Here is a 24267-nt window from a genome sequence, read left to right on the forward strand (position 1 = left end):
CGCCGCCGTCCGGGCGCGCCAGCCCGGTCAGCAGGCGCAGCAGGGTGGTTTTTCCGGCGCCGTTGCCGCCGGTGACCTGCACCCACTCCCCGACGTCCACGGTGAACGACAGCCCACTGAACAGCGTCCTCTCGTCCCGCTCGCAGTACAGATCTCTGGCTTCAAGCATTCCCACTCATCAACGTCCTGTCAGAAACCTGGTTTAACATCACGCATATCCGGCAGTTTATGCGCGATCCCTTTGTGGCAATCGATACAGGTCTGTCCGTCTTTGACCGCCTGATCGTGCATTTTCGCCGCGACGCCTTTTTGCGCGGTCAGATCCATAAAATCGAAATTGTGGCAGTTACGGCATTCCTGCGAGTTGTTGTCTTTCATGCGCCGCCACTCATTTTGTGCCATTGTCAGGCGATGAGCTTCAAATTTCTGCGGTGTATCTATCAGCCCAAATACCTTCGCGTACAGCTCTTTACTGGCTTTGATCTTACGGATCATCTTCGGCCCCCACTCATGCGGCACATGGCAGTCAGGACAGGTGGCACGAACGCCGCTACGGTTGTTGTAGTGGACGGTTTCCATATACTCCTCATACACCGTGTTGCGCATTTCATGGCAGCTAATACAAAACTCTTCGGTGTTAGCCTTTTCCATTCCGGTATTGAAGCCGCCCCAGAAGATGATGCCGCCGATAAAACCGATTAACAGCAGCGTCCCCAACGCCAGGCGGCTGGGGCTGCGCCACCATCGCCAGACGCGCTTTATCCAGCCAGGTTTACGGTTAGAATTTTCCATAATGACCTCTTATTTCCCGTAACCTTGCGAGGGGGTAAAGGTATTGTCGATAATCGGCGCGGTATCAGACTGCGGTACGTGGCACTGCAGGCAGAAATAACGACGCGGCGCGACGTTGCCCGACACTTTACCGTCGCTGTCCATAAAGTGCGTCGGACTGATACGCGGCGCGCCCGTCGTACGATAACTTTCCACGCCGTGGCATTGCAGACAGCGGTTGGTATTGGTCGTCACCTGGTAGCCCTCGACGCTGTGCGGGATCATCGGCGGCTGGTTGACGTAATTTAGCGGCATACGTTCCTGCTCTTTCGGCATACGAATCGCCCCTTCCTGCGTCCCGGATACTTCCGGCGACTGGCTCAGATCCACTCCGTTTGCCGCCCAAACCGCACCACTTACCACCAGGGCAAGCGTGGCCATCCATTGACACAGCGCTTTCATCAGGTCATGGCTTTTCATTGTTTCGCTCCCGAACTCCATCGCATTTACACTTCATCCTTCGAGCTGCCTCTTTGTTGGCTGCGCTCGAAAATCCCAGTCACATCGTTATCTATGCTCCCGGGGATTTCCTCGCTTACCGCCGCGATGCATCCCGAATGATGTTGTGTATCGTTATTGTAAAAACATCCTCAGAACAGACATCCACGCAGCGACCGCAGGTCATGCAGTCGCGGTGAGTGACCTGCGCCGGGCTTTGCTCATCCAGCACCGGCGCACGTAGCACATGCGGTTCCGGGCAAACATGAAAACAATCCATACAGCGATTACATTTCTCACGTTTTTTGGCCGTCACGGTCACTACGCCTTTACTGCCCAGCACGCCATACAACGCGCCCATCGGGCAAATATGACCGCACCAACCGTGCTCAACGACTAATAAATCAAATAAAAACAAAGCAATAATCAGCAACGCGCCGCTACTAAATCCCATAATCAGACTACGGCCTAACAGCGACACGGGATTAATCCATTCCCACAGCAGCGTGCCGGTCAACGCCGAACCGATTAACACCACCACCAGAAGGACGTACCGTATATGGCGTGGAATCGTCGCAGACTGGTTCAGGTCAAATTTCCTGCGCATCCAGTTAGCCAAATCGGTAACGGGGTTTAGCGGGCAAACCCAACTGCAAAATAATCGCTTTCCCGCCAGCGCATACAGCACAGCGATAATCACTGCTCCCGTCAGCGCCACGGTAGCGGGAAGATGTCCACTGGCGAGACTTTCCAGGGTAATCAGCGGATCGGTCAACGGGAGGGTATCGAACAGCAAACTACTGCTGTAGTTGCCATGCAAAACCCAAAAGCCCAGCCACGGGCCGCTGAGAAACATCCCCAGCACCATAAACTGGCTGATACGGCGTAACACCAGCCAACGGTGGCTACGCCACCAGCCTTTTTTCGCCCGCGCTTCTCGCCCGGCGTCGCGTTTACGATTTGCCATCTTTCCCCTCCAGCCAGCCGAAGCGGTAATGGTGTCCTAACTCCCCTTTCGCCAATGACAACGGCAACACTTTTATCGCTGGTTGCTCCAGTACACAGACTTTTTCGCATTTGCCGCAGCCGGTACAGGCGTCGCTGTGTACAGTGGGCAGAAAGCGCGCATGTTTGCCGGTGCGCATGTTGCGATCCAGCTCCAGCGTGATGGCCTCATCGATTTTCGGGCATTCGCGGTAACAAACGTCGCAGCGCAGCCCCTGAAAGTTGAGGCAGTTTTCCTGATCCAGCAGCACCGCCAGCCCCATACGCGAGTCATCAATGGAGGCGATATCTTTATTCAGCGCCCCGCTGGGGCAGACTTTGGCGCACGGAATGTCTTCACACATTTCGCAGGGGATGTCGCGAGCGACGAAATAGGGCGTGCCTGCCGATAGCCCGGAGGCCAGCGTCGCCAGTTTTAGCGTGTCGTATGGACACGCCTGAACGCACTGCCCGCAGCGCACACAGGCGCTGGCGAAGACATTTTCATTCAGCGCGCCAGGCGGACGCAGCCGCACGCCCGTTGCGCGCGCGGTTTGCTGTTGCAAGCCCAGCGCTACGCCAACCGCCGCCAGCCCGCCCGCTGTGCGCACAACATCACGCAGAAAGCGGCGGCGGCCATTTTGGGGTTTCGCTGTACGGGACATAACGCGTTACACCTTCGCCAGCTTAACGGCGCACTTCTTGAAGTCCGTCTCTTTAGAGAGCGGGTCCGTCGCATCCAGCGTCAGGTTGTTCACTAGCTGAGCGGCATCGAAGAACGGCATATACACCAGTCCCTGCGGCGGACGGTTACGTCCACGCGTTTCGACAATCGAAATCACTTCACCGCGGCGGGATGACACTTTAACCTTATCCCCACGACGCAGATCGCGCGCTTTCGCATCCAGCGGGTGAATAAAGACCACCGCTTCCGGGAAGGCGCGATGCAATTCAGGCACGCGGCGCGTCATACTGCCGGTATGCCAGTGTTCCAGCACGCGACCGGTGGAAAGCCACAGATCGTACTCGTTGTCCGGCGACTCCGCCGCGGGTTCAAATGGCAGCGCGAAGATCACCGCTTTGCCATCCGGTTTACCGTAGAATTTGTACCCTTCCCCCGCTTTTACATACGGGTCGTTGCCTTCGCTGTAACGCCATTGCGTCTCTTTGCCTTCGACGACCGGCCAGCGCAGACCGCGCGCGTTGTGGTAATCGTCGAACGGCGCCAGATCGTGCCCGTGGCCACGTCCAAACCAGGCGTATTCTTCAAACAACCCTTTTTGCAGATAGAAGCCCAGCTCACGAGACTCATCGTTTAACTGATCCTCTTTCAGCTCGCTCAGCGGGAATTTGCTGACCGCCGGCGTGGCGAACAGAACGTCATACAGCGTTTTACCGCGCAGCTCCGGCTTCTGGGCCAGCAACGCCTCCGGCCAGACCTCCTCGGTTTTAAAACGACGGGAGAACTGCACCAGTTGCCAGAGGTCGGATTTAGCTTCGCCCGGCGCTTTAATTTGCTGACGCCAGAACTGCGTGCGGCGTTCGGCGTTGCCGTAAGCGCCTTCTTTCTCAACCCACATGGCGGTCGGCAGGATCAGATCCGCAGACAGCGCGCTCACCGTCGGGTAAGGATCGGAGACAATGATAAAGTTACGCGGATCGCGCCAGCCCGGCATCCGATCTTCATTGATGTTCGGCCCGGCCTGCATATTGTTATTACACATTACCCAGTAGACGTTCAGCTTGCCGTCTTTCAACGCGCGATCCTGCGCCACCGCGTGTAAACCCACTTTTGCCGGAATAGTGCCAGCGGGGATCTGCCAGTGTTTTTCGCAGATATCACGGTGTTTTTCGTTCGTCACGACCATGTCTGCGGGCAGACGGTGTGAGAAGGTTCCCACTTCACGCGCCGTACCGCAGGCGGAAGGCTGGCCGGTCAGCGAGAAAGGACCGCAGCCAGGCTGGGAGATTTTTCCGGTCAGCAGATGGAGGTTGTAAACCAGGTTATTCGCCCACACGCCGCGAGTATGCTGGTTAAAACCCATCGTCCAGTAAGAGATCACGCGCTTATTCGGATCGGCGTAGAGCTGCGCCAACTGTTCCAGTTGATCTTTCGGCACGCCGGTCATTTCAGCGGTCTTGTCCAGCGTATATTCCGCCACGAAGGCTTTATACTCGTCGAAGCTCATCGGCTCGGAAGCATCGGAGCCCGGATTCTTCGCCGCTTTTTCCAGCGGGTGCGTCGGGCGTAAGCCGTAGCCGATATCCGTCGCCCCTTTACGCAGGTTCACATGCTTTGTGAAGAAATCCTGATTTACCGCGTTGTTCTGAATAATGTAATTCGCGATATAGTTCAGGATCACCAGATCGCTTTGCGGGGTAAAGACAATACCGTTGTCCGCCAGCTCAAAGCTACGGTGCTGGAAGGTGGAGAGGACGGCAACCTTCACGTTCGGGTCGGACAAACGGCGGTTAGTGATGCGCGACCATAAAATCGGGTGCATCTCCGCCATGTTGGAACCCCACAGCACAAACGCATCGGCCTGCTCAATATCGTCGTAGCAGCCCATCGGTTCATCCATGCCAAAGGTGCGCATAAAGCCCACCACCGCCGAGGCCATGCAGTGACGCGCATTCGGGTCAATGTTGTTAGAGCGGAAACCAGCCTTGAACAGTTTCGCGGCGGCATAGCCTTCCCAGATGGTCCATTGACCCGATCCAAACATGCCGATCGCTTCTGGTCCTTTCTCTTTCAGGGAGGTTTTAAACTTCTCTTCCATCACATCGAAGGCCTGTTCCCAGCTCACCGGCGTAAACTCGCCGTCTTTGTGATAGCTGCCGTCTTTCATGCGCAGCATCGGCTGCGTCAGACGATCTTTACCGTACATGATTTTGGGCAGGAAGTAGCCTTTAATGCAGTTCAGACCACGGTTGACCGGCGCGTCGGGGTCGCCCTGGCAGGCGACCACACGGCCCTGCTGCGTGCCCACTAACACACCGCACCCCGTTCCGCAAAAACGGCACGGCGCTTTATCCCATTTGATGGCTTCCTGCTGCCCGACAACGGCGCGGGCGACGCCCGGCACGCTCAGACCGGCAGCCGCCGCAGCGGCCGCAACGGCGTTAGCTTTCATAAAGCTACGACGACTGAGTTTCATGGTGTTTCCTCACCTTGCTCATCCTGCTGGTGATAAACCAGCGACACCGCCAGTACGCCCTCGACATTGCGTACTGACTCAATTGTTTGCATCAGCGTTTCACTCTGATCTGCTTCCGCCACCACGATCAGTTGCCCGCTTTCAGCGTCGCTTAACGCGACTTCGCAACCCGGCAACGTATTCAACTGTGTGCCAATGGCAGCGATGTTCTGACTTTTGGCCTGCACAACCAGGCTACAGACCTGCCAGTTAGTGCGCATGGTGGTTCTCCGCTTTGATGGCTGACACGGGACAGATAGCCACACACGCCCCGCATCCGTTACAGGTCTGCGGGTCAAGCTGCGGCTGGTAAATGCCGGATAACGTGGGACGAAAGGTAATGGCCATAGGTTCACAACTGTCCTGGCAACGATGGCATTCAACCGATTGCCTGGCGAGGCAGTTTTCCGTGAGCGTAAAAACCAGATCCCAGGCCCTGGTGTGACGCGGGAGAAAAAGCGATTCGGTACAGGCCTGCGCACAGGCATAACAAAAGCTGCACTCGCCCCGTTTGAAATCTACGCTCGGATATCCCCCCGTCCCTCGCTGCAGGATGTCGGCCTCACACGCCTGGATGCAGGCGTCGCAACGCAGACAATGTACGAGAAAATAGGTTGTTTCTCTGGCCCACGGCGGAAGAATCCCATTGCTGGCGTTGCGCCAACTGCCGGTCAACATGCTTCGACGGGATAAATCAACCATGATATCGCCCTTCCATAACAACACGCTTCCATAGGGAGTGAATACCAATAAAAACCGTACAATTTATGAGTAGTTATTTTTGTAAATAAGATATTTCAGGATGTGTAAGAGATGCATACCCCGATAGAGGTAAATGCTGTTGCCGGATCAAAAGAGTGCCGGGTAAAGACTCGTAAACGTGCTTTTTCTCACATTTCAATGAGTTATATAGCTATTTATATAACGAAAACCACTAATAGCTGATAATTTCATTTACATTATCAATATCAGAATATTCCACTATATAAAAAGACACTATTTTATTAATAATCTTAAAAATATGAGTAAATACAGATTAATAGATAATATGAATATGTTAATCTGTTGTCCGTGCATACTGAAAACAGCAGAAAGGAAATACTGTGAACAATCAAATGAAGATGTTTGTCCCTGCCGTCGTCTTCGCCGCCCTCGCCAGCGCCTCTGCCTGGGCTAACAATGGTGATACCGCCCAGCCGCTGGAGAAAATCGCCCCCTATCCGCAGGCGAAAAAAGGAATGAAGCGGCAAGTGATAACCCTTACCCCTCAGCAGGATGAATCTACCCTCAAAGTGGAACTGTTGATTGGTCAAACGCTGAATGTGGATTGTAACCAGCATCGCCTCGGCGGCACGCTGGAAACAAAAACGCTGGAAGGCTGGGGCTACGACTATTATGTCTTTGATAACGTCACCTCTCCGGTATCAACCATGATGGCCTGCCCTGAAGGTAAAAAAGAGCAAAAATTCGTCACCGCCTGGCTGGGTGAAGACGGGATGCTGCGCTACAACAGCAAGCTGCCGATCGTGGTGTATACCCCGGCGAATGTGGACGTGAAATACCGCATCTGGAAAGCGGACGCTAACGTACAGAACGCCGTCACGCGATAACTTTCCCTTATCGGACATCTGCCCCACAGTCGATGCCACGATGCGGGTTTCTTTTTATCGGGTGATGCGTAAAACACTTCTGGAAACCCGCTCGTGGGACAGGTACTATGCGGCGCTTTACTATTCGCCGCACGGACGCCTGTCGGTCTGCTGTAATCAGGCCTGATTTGACCTGAGAGTGTTTATGTCTGCAACGTCTTCCCCCTCGACTACCGCTACGGAATATGCCGTTAGCCGTGTAATACGTTCTCCGCGCCTGTTGGTTCGCGAAACGCTGGCTGGCGTAATTACCGCGCTGGCGCTGATCCCGGAAGTGATCTCCTTTTCAGTTATTGCGGGCGTTGACCCTAAAGTCAGCCTGATCGCTTCCGTGGTGCTGTGTCTGGCGATGTCCGTGTTAGGCGGCCGTCCGGCAATGGTCACGGCGGCGGCAGGTTCCGTCGCGCTGGTCATCGGTCCCATGGTCAGCCAGCATGGCGTACAGTATATTTTGCCAGCGGTAGTGCTGGCCGGCGTTATTCAGATCCTGTTCGGCGTGCTGGGAATGGCGAGGCTGATGCGCTTTATTCCTACCGCCGTGATGACCGGATTTGTTAACGCGCTCGGCATTTTGATTTTCTTTGCGCAGGTGCCGCACTTCTGGAGTAAAAGTCCGTTAATCTGGGGACTGTTTGTCCTGACGCTGCTGATTGTATTGTGGGCGCCGCGCGTGATTAAAAGCATTCCCGCGCCGTTAATTGCCATCGTTCTGCTGACCGTGTTTACCGCTACAACCGGGCAACTGCTGCCTACCGTCGGCGATGAGGGTCCCATGAGTAGCGGACTGCCAGGTCTGACGCTGCTGACCGTCCCGCTTAACTGGCACACGCTGGCGATTATCTGGCCCTGTGCGTTAAGCATCGCCTTTGTCGGCCTGATGGAGTCGCTGCTGACAGCGAAACTGGTGGACGATCTGACGGCGACGCCATCGAATAAAAAACGAGAAAGCGCCGGGCTGGGTATCGCGAATATCCTGGCCGGTTTTTACGGCGGTATTGCCGGTTGTGCGATGATTGGCCAGACCATTGTCAACGTTGAAATGGGGAAAGGCCGCAGTCGCGTCTCGACGCTGGCCGCCGGCATAGTGTTGTTACTGCTGGTCACGGCGCTCAGCGAGGTGATGGCGAAGATCCCGATGGCGGTGCTGGCAGGTATTATGGCGATTGTGGCAGTGAAAACCTTTAGCTGGCACAGCATTCGACCCGCCACGCTGGCGCGTTTGCCAGTCGCAGAAACACTGGTAATGCTGATTACCGTGGCGGCAACGGTCTATACGGCAAATCTGGCGATCGGCGTCGTCGCGGGGGTTATCGCTATGCTGCTGCTTCCGCGCATTGTCAGGCGGAAAAACGCGGCGACAGCAGAAGTCCCCTCACCCGCCCCAGAAAAATAACTCGACCAGGCGTCAACATATTAACCATGCCGGATAGCGCCTTATCCGGCACAATAGTCGCATTACGCAGTACGCGCAACCGCATCACGCGAGGCGGCGTCACGTTCGTCGCCGGTGAGTTCGGTTAGCTGTCCGTTGCGCATTTCAAGCAGACGATCGGCGTGAATAAAATAGTGATCATCATGGCTGATAGCGAAAATGGTTTTGCCCATTTCCTGCATTAACGGCAACAGTACCTGATAAAACTCCCGGCGGAAATGCGGGTCCTGGTCGGCGGCCCACTCATCCAGCAAAATAATATCGCGCTCTTCCGCCAGCGCCAGCAGCAGCGCAATGCGCTTTTTTTGCCCTTTCGACAGTTTAAGATTCAAAATGCGCCCGTCGTTTAGCTCCAGCTTGTGCGTCATTTTCAGGTGCTCAAGCCACTTTTCGACCAGCGCAGGATTGGCGGGTTTCCCCTGCGGCCCCAGCAGGCGGTCGAATAACCACACATCGGTGAACACCGCAGAAAACAGTTTGCGATAATCTTCCGGCTGTCCGGCGGCAATGGGTTGACCATCAAGTAAAATCGTTCCCGATTGCGGCTGGTATAAACCGGTCAATAACATGGCCAGCGTCGATTTCCCGCTACCGTTGCCGCCAATTAAAAACAGCAGTTCGCCGCGGTGAATCGTCAGGTTGATGGGCCCCACGGAAAACGCGTTATCCTGATAGTGAAAAACCACGTTGCGCAGCTCCAGCGTCTTCCAGCCCGGAAAGGCTTTCGGCTGCGGAAAATCAGGCTTATACGGGGCGAGCGCGAATTTATTCAGTTTATTAAACGCCACCTGGGCGGTCAGTAGCGTTGGCAACGCCCCCACCGCAGACAGCAGCGGCGTGCGCAGGAACAGCAACGTCAGTGAATAGGTTGCCGCGACATTGGTATCCGCCCAGCCGAGACTATTCGCCATCCAGAAGACCAGGCCTATCGCCCCCAGCATCATGATATTCGACCAGTTGACGGCGCTCAGGTGAAAAGTATCGGCACGGATAATGTGATGACGGTACTCTTTGGCGTCCGGGATATAGCATTGCTGAAAAATCTGCTCCGCACGCTCGCGGTTTAGCGTCAGCTCTTTGCGTCCTTCCAGCACCGTCTGATAGTCGTTGTACAGCTTATCTTCGGTCTCGCGCAGGGTCGCCATATGCTGGTAAACCCGCGCCACCAGCACAAATCCGCCCCAGATAGTGATCGCCATCCAGATAGCCGTAACCAGCAACATTTTTGTCGATAGCATCGCCAGATACGCCGCCGAGCCGACGGTGAGGATAATGCCCTGTACCAGCTCAGGCAGACGCACAAAGGCGATAGTAATATTGCGAATATCGCTGGTCAGACCGGCCAGTAAAGAGGCGCTGCCCAGTTGCTCAATACGTTCAACGTGCGTATCCAGAATGCGCTTGATAAATTCGCTGCGCAGGCGGTAAACGAAATGGTGTCCCAGAGTGGTGAGCGCCAGTTGGGAACCTAATGTGACGACCATTAGTAACAGGAGCAGACCGAGAAATTCCGGCAGCACCATGACGGTGGTATCCACCGTTTCAATCAGGCGCTGATTGATAAACGCGATCAGGCCAATCCCCAGCGCCGCGCTGGCGAGGCTCAGCGCCATCACGCTAATAAATGGCCAGCGGTACTGCCGCCAGACAAGAATAAGAAGTTCCATGCATACAACCCGGACCGATAATAACAGCCTGCAGTTTAACTAACTCCACCTGCACAGCAATAATAATTCTTATTTTTATTCTTTTTCAGCCGCCTGACGGAAGGTGAGATTGTAACGAAATTCACCGGTCATGGGATGAAAGCCCGCTTTAAGCGGCTGGATACCATGATAAAACAGGCGGGACTCGCCGCCCCAGACCACGATATCGCCATGCTCCAGTAAGATCCGCTGGAGCGGATCGCTGCGACGCAGGCCGCCAAACTGAAAAACCGCCGGCACCCCCAACGAAACTGAGACGATAGGCGCGCGCAGATCCGGCTCGTCTTTATCCTGATGCAGCGACAGTTTTGCGCCGGGCGCGTAGCGATTGATCAGGCAGGCGTCCGATTGGAAGCTCGCATACCCTGCCGCGATTGCCGCCTGACGACATACGCTGGCAAACGATAACGGCAGCGCAGGCCAGGGTTTACCGGTCAACGGATCGCACACGGCATAACAATAACCGTGACGATCGGTGGTCCACCCTAACGCGCCGCAGTTGGTCATCGCCACCGACATGGTGTAGCCGCCCGGCGTCACCATCTGACGAAACGGAGACTGACTGGCGACAAACCCGATATCGTCTAATAGCGACTGCGCCGCGCGAAACGCAAAGCGGCGCAACACCACCGCGCCAGGCGCCAGGGGCTCTTGCCAGGGCGCTTCATCAGCAAATAGATCCAGCATTGCTACTCCTCTTTTTGCGCTTCTCGCTTTAATAGCTGCGCTTTTCGACGCACGCCCCAACGATAACCGGAGAGCGCGCCATCGCGACGCACGACCCGATGACACGGGATCACCATCGCCAGTTTATTCGCGCCGCACGCGCTGGCGACCGCGCGTACTGCCGTAGGTTTGCCGATAGTCGCGGCAAGCTGTTGATAGCTTACGGTTTCGCCGCAGGGAATCGCGCATAACGCCTGCCAGACCTGCTGTTGAAACGCGGTTCCCTGAATATCCAGCGGCAACGAGAGCAGCACATCGCGTGTGTTGATAGCCGCGACAACCTGCCGCACCCGTTGCTGAAAAGGCGCGTCAGCAGGTGCGTGGCGGGCCGTCGGGAAAAGGGTGTGTAATTCAGCCAGTAGCGCGTCGTCGCTATCACCGGGGAGAATCGCGCAAATCCCCCGCTCGCTTTCCGCCACCAGGCACCGTCCGTAAACCCAGTCCGTCAGCGCATAGCGAACGGAGACATTATCGCCGCCTTTGCGAAACTGTTTTGCCGTCATGCCCAGCGTCTGGTCGGCATGACGGTAGTAGCTACTGCTATCCGGGAAGCCGGCGCGGTAAATAGCCGCCGTGATCTGCTCTCCTTTCGCCAACGCCTCACGCAGCCGCCGGGCGCGCCACGCCTGCTGCCACCCTTTCGGCGTCATTCCGGTGCTCGCTTTAAACAGACGGTGCAGATGAAACGGACTCATCGCCACCGCCTGCGCCAGAGACGCCAGCGTTACCGGCGTCTCCTGCTCAAGTAAACGGCAGGCGCAGGCAATCTTATCCAACCGCCGTTGCTGCGCGCGCGCATTATCCGGCTGACAGCGCTTGCAGGGGCGAAAACCGGCGTCCAGCGCCTGCTGCGCGTTGGCAAAAAAGCGAACATTTTTACGTAACGCCCGCTTCGAGCGACAAGAAGGGCGGCAAAAAACGCCGGTGGTTCGCACCGCAAAAACGAAACGCCCGTCCGCGCTGGCATCGCGCGCCTGCACCCGCAGCCAGCATTCATCATCGGTAAGTAACGCTTTTTTCATCATAGACTCCTTCATTAAGCATAGTGCTTGCTTACATGCAGTGTGTCCGTAAATCCGCCCACAAAAACCCGTAATCTTGCGTTTTAATTCTTATCGCTCACCAGGAATGTTTTGAACTGCGGCGACATCCAGGTTTTAAAGCCTTCACCTTCTTTCATGATCATAAAGACCGCCAGCCCTTCCCGCCGCACGACCTCTTGCGCCTTTTGTGTACCGAGCACCATCAGGCCGGTGTCCCAGCCGTCCGCTTCCAGCGCCGTTGGCGCGATGACCGTAACCGATACCAGGTTGTGTTCAATGGGGCGCCCCGTTTGCGGATCGATAACGTGCGATACGCGCTTGCCATCCAGCTCATAATAGTTGCGGTAGCTGCCGGAGGTGCTGATGCCATGCCCGTTGATATCCACAATCGCCTGCACCGCGTTTTCCCGGTCGGTCGGCTTCTGAATCGCGACGCGCCACGGCAGCCCTTGCGCATTCATCCCGCGACTGCTTAATGCGCCGCCCACCGAGACCAGATAACGCGCAATGCCCTCCTGCTCCATCAGACGCGCCAGGTGATCCGCCGCATAGCCCTCCCCGACCGTGGAGAGATCAACATAAAGATCCGGCAGATCTTTTTGCAAAAACTGATGTCCAGCCCTGTCGATAACCTGCAAATGTTGCAGGCCTGTTTTCGCTTTTGCCGCATCGATTTGTGCTGGTGTTGGGATATGCAGCGGCTGCCGATCCGGTCCAAACCCCCACAGATTGACCAGCGGGCCCACGGTGATATCCATCGCGCCATCCGTCTTCGCGCCAATACGCAGCGCCGAGGTCACGATATCCGCCATGGCTTCGCTGACCGGCCAGGGCGCAAGACTGCGTGAATGGTTAAAACGCATTAGCGCGGAGTCATTTTTATAGGTGGAAAGCAACCAATCATCAGCATCAAGCTGAGTCTGGATTTTAGTCTGTAACTCTGCGGCGCGTTTCGCATCGATACCAACCACGCTCACCCGCCAGAGGGTCCCCATCGTTTTACCTTCCAGCACCTGAGCGGCAGGTGACGCTGTTGTCGTTTCGGGAGCCTCATCGCAGCCCATAAGTAAAAAAGCCGCCGCCAGACACACGGCCCGGCAAAAAGTCATTTTCATCGCTGTTTATCCTCATTCGAATGGACGCAAGCGTATATCAAAACGTCGTATTTGTACGCCGGAATAAGGCATGAAAAAAGGGCCCGCAGGCCCTTTAGCAACATCTTTTGCTGATTAGAACTGGTAAACCAGACCCAGCGCTACGATGTCGTCGGTGTTGATGCCCGCATCGCGGGTAAAGTCGTTTTTATCCAGCAGGTTGATTTTGTAATCAACATAGGTGGACATGTTTTTGTTGAAGTAGTAAGTCGCGCCGACATCAACGTATTTTACGATGTCCTGGTCGCCATAGCTGGCGCCGTAACCGTTGCTGATGTCCTTACCTTTAGACTGCAGGTAAGCTACAGACGGACGCAGACCAAAGTCGAACTGGTACTGAGCAACCACTTCAAAGTTCTGCGCTTTGTTGGCAAAACCGTAAGAGGTGGACGGGTTGCTGCCGTTAGAGGTACCAAAACGGGTTGCGTTATAGGTCTGAGAATACTGCGCTGCCAGATAGATGTTGTTCGCATCGTATTTCAGGCCGCCGGTGTAAACCGTGGCGCGATCGCCGTTACCATACAGGCGAGCGTTAGCGGTGTTGTTCTGATCGGCAGTACGTTTAGACGTGGTGATAGCGCCACCGACAGAGAAGCCTTCGCCGATTGCATAAGTCAGCGATCCGCCGTAACCGTCACCGTTCTGGTTCAGCAGGCTGCGACCGTTGGTGTTTTCACCGCTCACGCTGCCGTTTTTGCCCTGATACTGCAACGCGAAGTCCAGACCATCCACCAGGCCGAAGAAGTCGGTGTTACGGTAGGTAGCATAGCCGTTACCACGCTGCTGCATAAAGTTGTCAGCGCCGTAGGTGTCGCCGCCGAACTCCGGCAGAACGTCGGTCCAGGAGGTCACGTCATAGGTTACGCCGTAGTTACGACCATAATCGAAGGAACCTGCGTCAGCGAATTTCAGACCCGCAAACGCCACACGCGTCCAGGAGTCGTTGCTGCCTTCAGTCTGGTTGCCCTGAATCTGATATTCCCACTGGCCATAACCGGTCAGCTGATCGTTCACCTGCGTTTCGCCTTTGAAGCCGATACGCATGTAGGTCTGGTCGCCGTCGCTGCCTTTGTCGTCAGAGAAGTAGTGCAGGCCATCAACTTTACCAAACAGGTCTAATTTGTTGCCGTCTTTATTATAAATTTCAGCCGCATTCGCTGCGCCCGCCACCAGCAGAGCTGGTACCAGGAGGGACAGTACTTTAACTTTCATGTTATTAACCCTCTGTTATATGCCTTTATTGCTTTTTTATGCCACTGCTTACTGGTTAACCCTCATTAACCAGTCGGCAAGTCCATTCTCCGCAAAAATACAGAATAATCCAACACGAATATGATACTAAAACTTTTAAGATGTTACAATTATCTACATAGATGTTTCTAAATATGAATTTTACGGAACTTTTTTAAAGCAAAAATCAAGTGAAAATAAGCACAAATAGACAAAATATATTCACGAAACTTTTAAAATCAACAGGTTAAATTGATGAAATTCATAGCACTGAATGATAAAACAGAATCTTCATTCGCAACTAAAATAGTGACCGCTATCATCATTAACTTTATTTATTACCGTCATTCACTTCTGAATGTCTGTTTACCCCTATTTCAACCGGATGCTTCGCATTCGGTTTTTTTTACCCTTTTTCAGACACACCCGGCTGATTTATGCTACCTGCCTAAAACTATCACGGTTATTCACTACAATCCCCTGCTCGACCGTTCGTAAGGCATTAGCAAATAATTTCTTGATATTTAGTGCTAAACATTTATAAGTAGTCTTTATATTTGTACCGTTCTGCGAAAGTTGTACGCTTTTCCCGTCCCGCCGACGGAGCGCGTGTTAAGTTGCCCGGCATGACGTAAGAGTCTGGAAATTCATTCATTACCCTTTATACTGCCCTTCACCTTCAGCGTTGCTTTTACAGGTCGTAAACATAAATGAGTCAGTCTGACACAACGGTCTCTACCCGATTCTCCCTTCTACCGGGAAGCATTACCCGTTTCTTCTTATTGCTGATCATTGTGCTGCTGGTAACGATGGGCGTTATGGTGCAGAGCGCCGTCAACGCCTGGTTGAAAGACAAAAGCTATCAAATTGTCGATATCACCCACGCTATTCATAAACGCGTTGATACCTGGCGGTATGTTACCTGGCAAATTTATGACAACATCGCCGCGATCACTACGCCATCGACAGGTGAAGGACTTCAGGAAACGCGTCTGAAGCAGGATGTGTATTATCTTGAAAAGCCGCGACGTAAAACTGAAGCGCTGATTTTCGGTTCCCATGACAGCGCCACGCTGGAAATGACGCAGCGTATGTCAAGCTATCTGGATACGCTGTGGGGCGCGGAAAACGTGCCGTGGTCAATGTATTATCTCAACGGACAGGATAACAGCCTAATTCTTATCTCTACCCTACCGTTGAAAGATCTCTCTTCCGGCTTTAAAGAGTCCACTATTGGCAATATCGTCGATTCCCGCCGGGCAGAGATGTTGCAGCAGGCGAATGCGCTGGATGAGCGCGAAAGTTTCTCCTCATTGCGAAAACTGGCCTGGCAAAACGGTCACTATTTTACGCTGCGCACGACCTTCAATCAGCCAGGACATCTGGCGACCGTGGTGGCGTTTGATCTGCCCATTAATGATTTAATCCCGCCGGGAATGCCGCTGGACAGTTTTCGGATAGAACCTGACGCAACCCAGGCGACGGGGCGAAGCAGTGAAAAGGAAGCGCCTGATAGCGTCACGATTAGCTTTAACGGTTCAAAAATTGAGATCTCCTCAGCGCTTAACTCTACCGGAATGCGCCTGATCTGGCAGGTACCGTTCGGTACGCTTTTGCTTGATACGTTGCAAAATATTCTGCTGCCTTTACTGCTGAACATCGGGCTGCTGGCGTTGGCGTTATTTGGCTACGCTACGTTCCGTCATCAGCCGGGACGGACGACGGAATCGACATCCGGCAACGCGGCGAATAACGAGCTTCGCGTCTTACGCGCCATTAATGAAGAGATCGTTTCTCTGCTGCCGCTGGGTCTGCTGGTCTACGATCAGGAAGGAAACCGCACCGTGATCAGCAATAAAATCGCCGATCATCTGTTGCCGCATCTTAACCTGCAAAATATTACCAGCATGGCGGAACAGCATCAGGGCGTGATTCAGGCGACAATTAATAACGAACTGTATGAGATCCGTCTGTTTCGCAGCCAGATCGCTCCCCGCACGCAGATCTTTATTATTCGCGATCAGGACCGGGAAGTGCTGGTGAATAAGAAGCTTAAACAGGCGCAGCGTTTGTATGAGAAGAATCAGCAGGGCCGCGCCGCCTTTATGCAAAATATCAGCGACACGCTTAAAGAACCCGTACGCCAACTGGCGGTTAACGCCGCGGCAGTCACCATGCCGGAAAGCCTGAAACTGGCGGATCAGGCGGATGTATTGGTACGTATGATCGATGAAATCCAACTGGCGAATATGCTGGAAAATGACGCATGGAAGAGCGAAGCAACGCTGTTCTCCCTGCAGGATCTTATTGACGAAGTCGTGCCGGAAGTGCTGCCCGCCATTAAACGTAAAGGGCTGCAACTGCTGATTAATAACCATCTTAGCGGCAACGATGAACGCTGGGGCGATCGCGACGCCCTACGCCGGATTTTGCTACTGTTGATTCAGTATGCCGTCACAACGACCGCTATGGGTAAAATTACGCTTGAAGTCGAGCAGGATGAATCTATCGCGGAGCGTCTGACTTTCCGTATTCTGGATACGGGCGAAGGCGTAACGTTAAACGAGATTGATAATCTGCATTTCCCGTATATGAATGAAACGCAGGGCGACCGTTACGGCAAAGCGAATCCGCTCACCTTCTGGCTGTGCAATCAACTGGCGCGCAAACTGGGCGGTCATCTCAACATTAAAGCGCGGGAAACGCTGGGCACGCGCTATACCGTTCATGTCAAAATGCTTCCTCACGATCAGCATACTCAGGTCGAAGAGCGCCTGCTGGACGACGTGAGCGTGATGGTCGATGTGACGTCCAACGAGGTTCGCGCGATTGTGCTGCGTCAGTTAGAAAACTGGGGCGCCACCTGCATCACGCCGGATGAAAGGCAGATAAGTCAAGAATATGATCTCTTTTTAACGGATAATCCGTCTAATCTTACTGCCTCGGGCTTGCTTTTAAGCGATGATGAGTCAGGCGTGCGGAAAATTGGCCCGGGTCAGTTGCGCGTCAACTTTAATATGAGCAATGCTATGCAGGAAGCTGTACTACAACTTATCGAAGAGCAACTGGCGCAGGAAGAGATTCCCGCCTCCCCGCTCGGCGGAGATGAAAATGCCGAGCTTCATGCCAGCGGCTATTATGCGCTATTTGTAGACACAGTACCGGATGATGTTAAGAGGTTGTATACTGAGGCGGCAACCAGCGATTTCGCTGCGCTGGCCCAAACGGCCCACCGCCTGAAAGGGGTGTTTGCCATGCTTAATCTGGTACCCGGCAAGCAGTTATGTGAAACGCTGGAACATCTGATTCGTGAGAAAGATGCTCCAGGTATAGAAAAATATATCAGCGACATTGACGCCTACGTCAAAAGCTTGCTGTAGCAAGGTAGCCCAATACATGAACAATATGAACGTAATTATTGCCGATGACCACCCGATTGTACTGTTCGGTATTCGCAAATCACTTGAACAAATCGAGTGGGTGAATGTTGTCGGCGAATTTGAAGATTCCACAGCATTGATCAACAACCTGCCGAAATTAGATGCGCATGTGTTGATCACTGACCTCTCCATGCCGGGAGATAAATACGGCGATGGGATCACCTTGATCAAGTACATCAAGCGTCATTTTCCGAGCCTGTCTATTATCGTTCTGACCATGAACAACAATCCGGCGATCCTGAGCGCCGTGTTGGATCTTGATATTGAAGGGATCGTACTCAAGCAGGGTGCGCCAACCGATCTGCCTAAGGCGCTGGCCGCGCTGCAAAAAGGCAAAAAATTCACCCCAGAAAGCGTTTCTCGTCTGCTGGAGAAAATCAGCGCAGGCGGTTACGGCGATAAGCGCCTGTCGCCAAAAGAGAGCGAAGTATTACGCCTGTTCGCCGAGGGCTTCCTGGTCACCGAAATCGCCAAAAAGCTCAACCGCAGCATTAAGACCATCAGCAGCCAGAAGAAATCGGCGATGATGAAACTGGGCGTAGAGAATGATATCGCGCTGCTCAACTATCTCTCTTCCGTCACCCTGAGTCCGACAGACAAAGAATAAATCGCTTTTACGTTACCCAGCCTGATGGCGCTACGCTTATCAGGCCTACCAGTCGACTCATCTTTTGCAGGCCGGATCAGGCGACGCCGCCATCCGGCATTTTTTATGCCCGCGTTTTACGTACCCGTTCGGCATACACCGCCAGCGTCTGTTTCAACACATCCAGCGTCACAGGCTTCGACAAACAGCTGTCCATACCGGACTCCAGGCAGCGTTGTTTCTCTTCCGCCAGCGCGTTCGCCGTCACGCCGACGACCGGCAGCGTCAGCCCAAGCTGACGGATACGCTGCGTCAGGCGGTAGCCGTCCATGTTCGGCATGTTCACATCGCTCAGAACAATATCGATAGCATTTTTACTCAGCACATTCAGAGCGTCCACGCCATCATTGGCTGTCTTACACTGATACCCCAGCGATCCCAGTTGATCGGCCAGCAAACGGCGATTGATCGGATGATCGTCAACGACCAGAATCATCATGTCGTCATTTGAATCTGCGGTTTTATCCGTCGTCGGCAATGCGCTGGAAAGCGCTTCACTATCCAGCTCAATACTATAGATACGCGCCAACAGCGCGGGCAACTCATGCACCGACGCCACACTATGCACCCACTCGCCCGACGCTCTTTCCAACGGAATCCCAATATGACGGCGGCAAAAGACGACCGCCGCCCTCCCCTGCCAGGTATGCTCCAGCGCGTCATCGACAATCAAAATATCGTCCGCGGCGGGCTCTTGCCCTTCATAACGCTGCGTATGAACGCCGCTACGCGCCAGACTGGTCTCAATAAACTGGCACAAAGAAGTATTGCGCACCGCCAGCCAACAGCAGGTTCCGGCGAGTCCTTCCACGCCCTTTTTCACAGGGTATTGCGCGCCATAAAGCGGGATGCGCAGCGTAAACTGGCTTCCCATTCCAGGCTCCGAATCGACGGAAATATCGCCGTCCATCATGCTGATCAATTTTTCGCAAATCGCCAGCCCCAGACCGGTCCCCTGAAAGTTACGCTGTACGCCGGTTCCCACCTGGAAGAAGGGATCGAACAGGCGAACCACCTCTTTTGTCGGAATACCAACCCCGGTATCCCGCACGCGAATGCTGAGATAATCCCCATCACAGCGCACATGCAGCACGATGCAGCCAATATCGGTAAACTTAATGGCGTTGCTCAACAGGTTTGAAATGACCTGCTGTAAACGCATCGGGTCGCCGTTCAGCGATACCGGCACGTCAGGCTCAATAAAACAATACAGGCCGAGCTGCTTACGCACCACCAGCGGCAGATAATTGGCGGTGATATGATTCATCACCTCTCGCGGTGAAAATTCGCGCGGCTCAATCTTTAGCTGTTCCGACTCAATTTTCGAGAAGTCGAGAATGTCGCTGATAATTTTCAGCAACAGACTGGAGGAGTTATTCATCGCCGTGACCAGACGATCCACGCCTTTTGGCAGCTCTTTGGTTTGCAGCAGATCGAGATTGCCAATGATACCGTACAGCGGTGTGCGCAATTCATGGCTGACCGTCGCAAGGAACATGGATTTAGACTGGCTTGCCTGTTCCGCCGCCTGCGCCATCTCCTGCAGCGACTCTTCCATTTTGACGCGCGTACTCACATCTACCAACACGCAAATCGCGACGTTTTCATTGCGATAGCGGGAATGGACGAAGCTAATTTGCAAATTGGTATTATTGCTGGTCAATACATCAACGAAGTTAACCTGCTGGCCGCAAATGATTTGCGTCAGGCGCTGTCTGTCTTCATGCGTGAGCATGTTCAGGTAGGTGTGCGCCAGTTCGTTACTCAGTATATTGACACCATCAATAGTGCGCAGAATACAGATTCCCACCGGCGCGGAGGCGACGATTTTACGGTTGAACTGTTCATGCTCTTCCAGGCGCTGAGCATCGCTCTCCGCCGGAATGAAAATTCGCCGCTCATACATCCGCGCAAGCGTAAACAGCCCTGCGCCCACCAGCACGTTCAGCAGGATAGCGTTCAGGATAAGAATACGAATACGCTCCAGGACTAAATCTACAGGCACAGAATAGACAATACTGAGCGAGGATGGCGGCAGGCTTTTTTTGAGCACCAGTTCGCGAAAACCTGGCGTATAACCAAACCAGGAGCGCTCCTGCATCCAGCGCGGCTCCGCTTTAATAATGCCGTCAGGACCGGTCAACGAAATCAGCGAATGGCCGTTCTCATCAATAATGGTGACGCCCATCGGCAAACTGCCGGGCGTGAAAAAATTTTCCATGCGGATGGGCTGCTCGACGCCCAGCAGCGCCTGCAGACGGTTGGCCAGATACACCGGCGTCAGCGCATAAAAATAGCCCACGCCCTGACGCGCGCCCTGGCTTATCCAGAAAAGGTTATTCCCACTTTCTTCCTGCGGCGCGTTGCGGTATTTCATAATCCGCTCATGTAACGCTTTTAACGCATCATCGCGCTCCACGGGCATTTCACGCAGGCCGAAATTCGCCATACAGAGGTTATCGCTGCCAATCAGGAAAACGCGGTTAAGATCATACGCCGCTGAAAAGTTGTCGCGCCAGTAACGCATAAACCAGGCCAGCGACTCCAGCGATCCGCGCCAGGCGGAGCCCATCGCCGCACAGTCTGAGTCGGCGAATAGCGGTTCAAAGTCCGGCACCACCATTTTGTCATCACGCGCACGCGACGACATGACGCCGTTTTCCGCCGTTAAACGGTTCTCGGCGATATATTTGAGCTCTTTCATCACATCCGACGTGCGCTGGATAAAACGCTGCGCCTGATCGGAGCTAAGGTTGAACTCCTGACGAATTTCAGATTCCCGCTGGTGCAGGGCATTGACGATGTAAAACACCGAAACAAAGGCGATTAAGAGCCAAATGAGTAACGCTAACGCTCTGAATAAGTAGCGCGAGACTTTCAGCGTAGTTCGAAAGGAAGCAAGGTATTTCAAAGGGGCGAAGCTCCGCCTCAGGATGTAAATAGAATGTGACTAAGGTAGCGGTAAATGACGTAGCCCGCAACGGCAAAGAAAAAGGGCCGGATATCCGGCCCTCGCACAGCAATAACATTACTCGTCAGCGTCATCCGCAACGTCGTCATCGCTTTCCGCTTCCGGGGCGATATCCTCATCCCCTTCCGCCACGCTGCCATCGATAGCGTCGAGTTCTTCGTCATCTACCGGTTCAGCAACGCGTTGCAGACCCACCACGTTTTCATCTTCCGCCGTGCGGATAAGGATAACGCCCTGGGTATTACGTCCCACTACGCTGATCTCGGACACTCGGGTACGCACCAGAGTACCGGCATCCGTGATCATCATGATCTGGTCGCAATCGTCTACCTGTACCGCGCCGACAACGGAACCGTTGCGCTCGGTCACTTTGATAGAGATAACGCCCTGCGTCGCGCGAGACTTGGTCGGGTACTCGTCCGCTGCGGTACGCTTCCCGTAGCCGTTTTGCGTTACGGTCAGAATAGCGCCTTCGCCGCGTGGGATGATCAGAGAGACGACTTTATCGTCTCCCGCCAGCTTAATACCGCGCACACCGGTCGCGGTACGCCCCATCGCACGGACGGCGTCTTCTTTGAAGCGCACCACTTTACCCGCGGCCGAGAACAGCATGACTTCGTCAGAACCAGAAGTCAGGTCAACGCCAATCAGCTCGTCGCCGTCGTTGAGGTTCACCGCGATAATACCGGCGGAACGCGGACGGCTGAACTCGGTCAGCGCCGTTTTCTTCACGGTACCGCTGGCGGTCGCCATGAAGACGTTGACGCCTTCTTCGTACTCACGAACCGGCAGAATTGCGGTGATACGTTCGTTGGCTTCCAGCGGCAGCAGGTTAACGATCGGACGACCGCGCGCGCCACGACTGGCTTCCGGCAACTGATAGACCTTCATCCAGTACAGACGGCCCCGGCTGGAGAAGCAGAGGATGGTGTCATGGGTGTTGGCCACCAGCAGGCGGTCGATAAAGTCTTCTTCTTTAATACGCGCGGCAGATTTACCTTTCCCACCACGACGTTGTGCTTCGTAATCCGTCAGCGGTTGATATTTGACGTAACCCTGGTGAGACAGCGTCACGACAACATCTTCCTGGCTAATCAGATCTTCGATATTAATATCGGCGCTGTTGGCGGTGATTTCGGTACGACGCTCATCGCCGAACTGATCGCGAATTAACTCCATCTCTTCGCGGATCACTTCCATCAGGCGATCGGCGCTGCCCAGAATGTGCAGCAGTTCAGCAATCTGCTCCAGCAACTCTTTGTATTCGTCGAGCAGTTTTTCATGCTCCAGGCCGGTCAGTTTCTGCAAACGCAGATCCAGAATCGCCTGCGCCTGCTGTTCAGTCAGGTAGTACTGACCGTCACGCACGCCAAATTCTGGCTCCAGCCATTCCGGACGCGCGGCGTCATCACCGGCGCGCTCCAGCATCGCAGCAACGTTGCCCAGATCCCACGGACGCGAGATCAGCGCCGCTTTCGCTTCCGCCGGCGTCGGCGCGCGGCGAATCAGTTCGATAATCGGGTCGATGTTGGCCAGCGCAATCGCCAGAGCTTCAAGGATATGCGCACGGTCACGGGCTTTACGCAGTTCAAAAATAGTACGACGCGTCACCACTTCACGGCGGTGGCGCACGAACGCTGAAATGATGTCTTTCAGGTTCATGATCTTCGGCTGGCCGTGATGCAGCGCCACCATGTTAATACCGAAGGAAACCTGTAGCTGGGTCTGGGAGTAGAGATTATTAAGCACCACCTCGCCCACCGCATCGCGTTTCACTTCAATCACGATGCGCATCCCGTCTTTGTCGGATTCGTCACGCAGCGCGCTGATGCCTTCCACGCGTTTATCTTTCACCAGCTCGGCGATTTTCTCGATCAGGCGCGCTTTGTTTACCTGATAGGGAATTTCATGGACGATGATGGTTTCACGGCCCGTTTTCGCGTCAGCTTCAACTTCCGCGCGGGCGCGGATGTACACTTTGCCACGACCGGTACGGTAGGCTTCTTCGATACCACGACGACCGTTGATGATCGCGGCGGTCGGGAAGTCCGGACCCGGAATATGTTCCATCAGCCCTTCAATGCTAATGTCTTCGTTGTCGATATACGCCAGGCAGCCGTTAATCACTTCCGTCAGGTTGTGCGGCGGGATATTCGTCGCCATACCAACTGCGATACCGGAAGAACCGTTCACCAGCAGATTCGGAATTTTGGTCGGCATGACGTCCGGAATTTTTTCCGTACCGTCATAGTTATCCACGAAATCCACCGTCTCTTTTTCGAGATCGGCCATCAGTTCGTGGGCGATTTTCGCCAGACGGATCTCCGTATAACGCATTGCCGCCGCGGAGTCGCCGTCAATAGAACCGAAGTTACCCTGACCATCCACCAGCATGTAACGCAGCGAAAATGGCTGCGCCATACGAACGATGGTGTCATACACTGCGGAATCGCCGTGGGGATGGTATTTACCGATTACGTCACCAACGACACGGGCAGATTTTTTATAGGCTTTGTTCCAGTCATTGCCCAATACGTTCATGGCGTAAAGTACGCGACGGTGTACCGGCTTCAGGCCATCTCGGACATCCGGCAGCGCACGGCCAACAATGACCGACATCGCATAATCCAGATAGGAGCTTTTCAGCTCTTCCTCAATGTTGACCGGTGTAATTTCTCTCGCAAGGTCGCTCATCTAACCGCTATCCCTCTACTGTATCCCGGATTCAAAGGTCGCAAATTATAACACAACCGCGTTGATTGAGGTAAACCAATACCGTTTATTCGCCGGGAATGCCTGATATACTTATTTGTCTTGCTA

Annotated in this window: 19 protein-coding genes; 4 read left to right on the forward strand and 15 right to left on the reverse strand. The window is 54.1% G+C overall.

The window, feature by feature from the left end; translation table 11 throughout:
- From ACLD4K_RS04855 to napF, 8 genes are all read right to left on the reverse strand, one after another.
- On the reverse strand, positions 1 to 169 hold a 169-nt coding region (locus ACLD4K_RS04855; RefSeq protein ID WP_411011511.1), incomplete at its 3' end, for an ATP-binding cassette domain-containing protein.
- Between the two features lie 20 nt (positions 170 to 189).
- Positions 190 to 792 (reverse strand): cytochrome c-type protein NapC, encoded by a 603-nt coding sequence (napC, locus tag ACLD4K_RS04860; protein ID WP_000431778.1) that lies wholly within the window; start codon positions 790 to 792, stop codon positions 190 to 192.
- Positions 793 to 801: 9 nt separating this feature from the next.
- The gene (napB, locus tag ACLD4K_RS04865; RefSeq protein WP_000835182.1) at positions 802 to 1251 is read right to left on the reverse strand and encodes a nitrate reductase cytochrome c-type subunit; all 450 of its coding nucleotides are present in this window, start codon (positions 1249 to 1251) and stop codon (positions 802 to 804) included.
- 115 nt (positions 1252 to 1366) lie between these two features.
- Positions 1367 to 2236, reverse strand: a complete 870-nt coding sequence (gene napH, locus ACLD4K_RS04870) for a quinol dehydrogenase ferredoxin subunit NapH (RefSeq protein WP_000013528.1) — start codon at positions 2234 to 2236, stop codon at positions 1367 to 1369.
- Positions 2223 to 2918, reverse strand: coding sequence for a ferredoxin-type protein NapG (gene napG, locus ACLD4K_RS04875; RefSeq protein WP_000091679.1), 696 nt, complete (start codon positions 2916 to 2918; stop codon positions 2223 to 2225). Before napG ends, napH begins: the two co-directional genes overlap by 14 nt.
- Before the next feature lie 6 nt (positions 2919 to 2924).
- Positions 2925 to 5411: a nitrate reductase catalytic subunit NapA gene (gene napA, locus ACLD4K_RS04880; protein WP_000778097.1), complete on the reverse strand. Its 2487-nt coding sequence runs from the start codon at positions 5409 to 5411 to the stop codon at positions 2925 to 2927.
- A complete protein-coding gene (gene napD, locus ACLD4K_RS04885) occupies positions 5408 to 5671 on the reverse strand; it encodes a chaperone NapD (RefSeq protein WP_108638495.1) in 264 nt (87 codons plus the stop codon). The genes napA and napD overlap by 4 nt, the downstream gene beginning before the upstream one ends.
- Positions 5661 to 6152, reverse strand: coding sequence for a ferredoxin-type protein NapF (gene napF / locus ACLD4K_RS04890; protein ID WP_411011471.1), 492 nt, complete (start codon positions 6150 to 6152; stop codon positions 5661 to 5663). The genes napD and napF overlap by 11 nt, the downstream gene beginning before the upstream one ends.
- Positions 6153 to 6565: 413 nt before the next feature.
- Between napF and eco the strand changes: the two genes are divergently transcribed.
- Together eco and ACLD4K_RS04900 are read left to right on the forward strand one after the other, a co-directional pair.
- The gene (eco, locus tag ACLD4K_RS04895) at positions 6566 to 7060 is read left to right on the forward strand and encodes a serine protease inhibitor ecotin (protein ID WP_411011512.1); all 495 of its coding nucleotides are present in this window, start codon (positions 6566 to 6568) and stop codon (positions 7058 to 7060) included.
- 184 nt (positions 7061 to 7244) lie between these two features.
- The gene (locus ACLD4K_RS04900) at positions 7245 to 8492 is read left to right on the forward strand and encodes a SulP family inorganic anion transporter (RefSeq protein ID WP_108638497.1); all 1248 of its coding nucleotides are present in this window, start codon (positions 7245 to 7247) and stop codon (positions 8490 to 8492) included.
- A 62-nt stretch (positions 8493 to 8554) separates the two neighbouring features.
- Here the strand turns inward: ACLD4K_RS04900 and ACLD4K_RS04905 are convergent, their stop codons facing one another.
- From ACLD4K_RS04905 to ACLD4K_RS04925, 5 genes are all read right to left on the reverse strand, one after another.
- Complete coding sequence (locus tag ACLD4K_RS04905) at positions 8555 to 10198, reverse strand: multidrug ABC transporter permease/ATP-binding protein (protein WP_411011472.1); 1644 nt, start codon at positions 10196 to 10198, stop codon at positions 8555 to 8557.
- Between the two features lie 75 nt (positions 10199 to 10273).
- The gene (alkB, locus tag ACLD4K_RS04910) at positions 10274 to 10924 is read right to left on the reverse strand and encodes a DNA oxidative demethylase AlkB (RefSeq protein WP_411011473.1); all 651 of its coding nucleotides are present in this window, start codon (positions 10922 to 10924) and stop codon (positions 10274 to 10276) included.
- A gap of 2 nt (positions 10925 to 10926) precedes the next feature.
- A complete protein-coding gene (gene ada / locus ACLD4K_RS04915) occupies positions 10927 to 11988 on the reverse strand; it encodes a bifunctional DNA-binding transcriptional regulator/O6-methylguanine-DNA methyltransferase Ada (protein ID WP_031603929.1) in 1062 nt (353 codons plus the stop codon).
- 80 nt (positions 11989 to 12068) lie between these two features.
- Positions 12069 to 13121, reverse strand: coding sequence for an FAD:protein FMN transferase ApbE (gene apbE / locus ACLD4K_RS04920; RefSeq protein ID WP_000784304.1), 1053 nt, complete (start codon positions 13119 to 13121; stop codon positions 12069 to 12071).
- Positions 13122 to 13235: 114 nt separating this feature from the next.
- Positions 13236 to 14372 carry a porin OmpC gene (locus ACLD4K_RS04925; RefSeq protein ID WP_000865526.1) on the reverse strand — a complete coding sequence of 379 codons (1137 nt, stop codon included), beginning with the start codon at positions 14370 to 14372 and terminating at the stop codon, positions 13236 to 13238.
- A gap of 728 nt (positions 14373 to 15100) precedes the next feature.
- On the opposite strand from ACLD4K_RS04925, the gene rcsD reads away from it, so the two are divergent.
- Positions 15101 to 17770, forward strand: a complete 2670-nt coding sequence (gene rcsD, locus ACLD4K_RS04930) for a phosphotransferase RcsD (RefSeq protein WP_411011474.1) — start codon at positions 15101 to 15103, stop codon at positions 17768 to 17770.
- Positions 17771 to 17786: 16 nt separating this feature from the next.
- Complete coding sequence (gene rcsB / locus ACLD4K_RS04935; RefSeq protein WP_001061919.1) at positions 17787 to 18437, forward strand: response regulator transcription factor RcsB; 651 nt, start codon at positions 17787 to 17789, stop codon at positions 18435 to 18437.
- Positions 18438 to 18540: 103 nt separating this feature from the next.
- On the opposite strand, the gene rcsC is transcribed toward rcsB, so the two are convergent.
- Together rcsC and gyrA are read right to left on the reverse strand one after the other, a co-directional pair.
- A complete protein-coding gene (rcsC, locus tag ACLD4K_RS04940) occupies positions 18541 to 21387 on the reverse strand; it encodes a two-component system sensor histidine kinase RcsC (RefSeq protein ID WP_411011475.1) in 2847 nt (948 codons plus the stop codon).
- A gap of 117 nt (positions 21388 to 21504) precedes the next feature.
- Entirely contained in the window at positions 21505 to 24141 is a 2637-nt protein-coding gene (gene gyrA / locus ACLD4K_RS04945) for a DNA topoisomerase (ATP-hydrolyzing) subunit A (protein ID WP_001281271.1), read from the reverse strand.
- Positions 24142 to 24267: the final 126 nt, after the last annotated feature.

Source organism: Salmonella sp. 741265055_HSA, from assembly GCF_046569525.1.
Classification (GTDB): Bacteria; Pseudomonadota; Gammaproteobacteria; order Enterobacterales; family Enterobacteriaceae; genus Salmonella; species Salmonella enterica.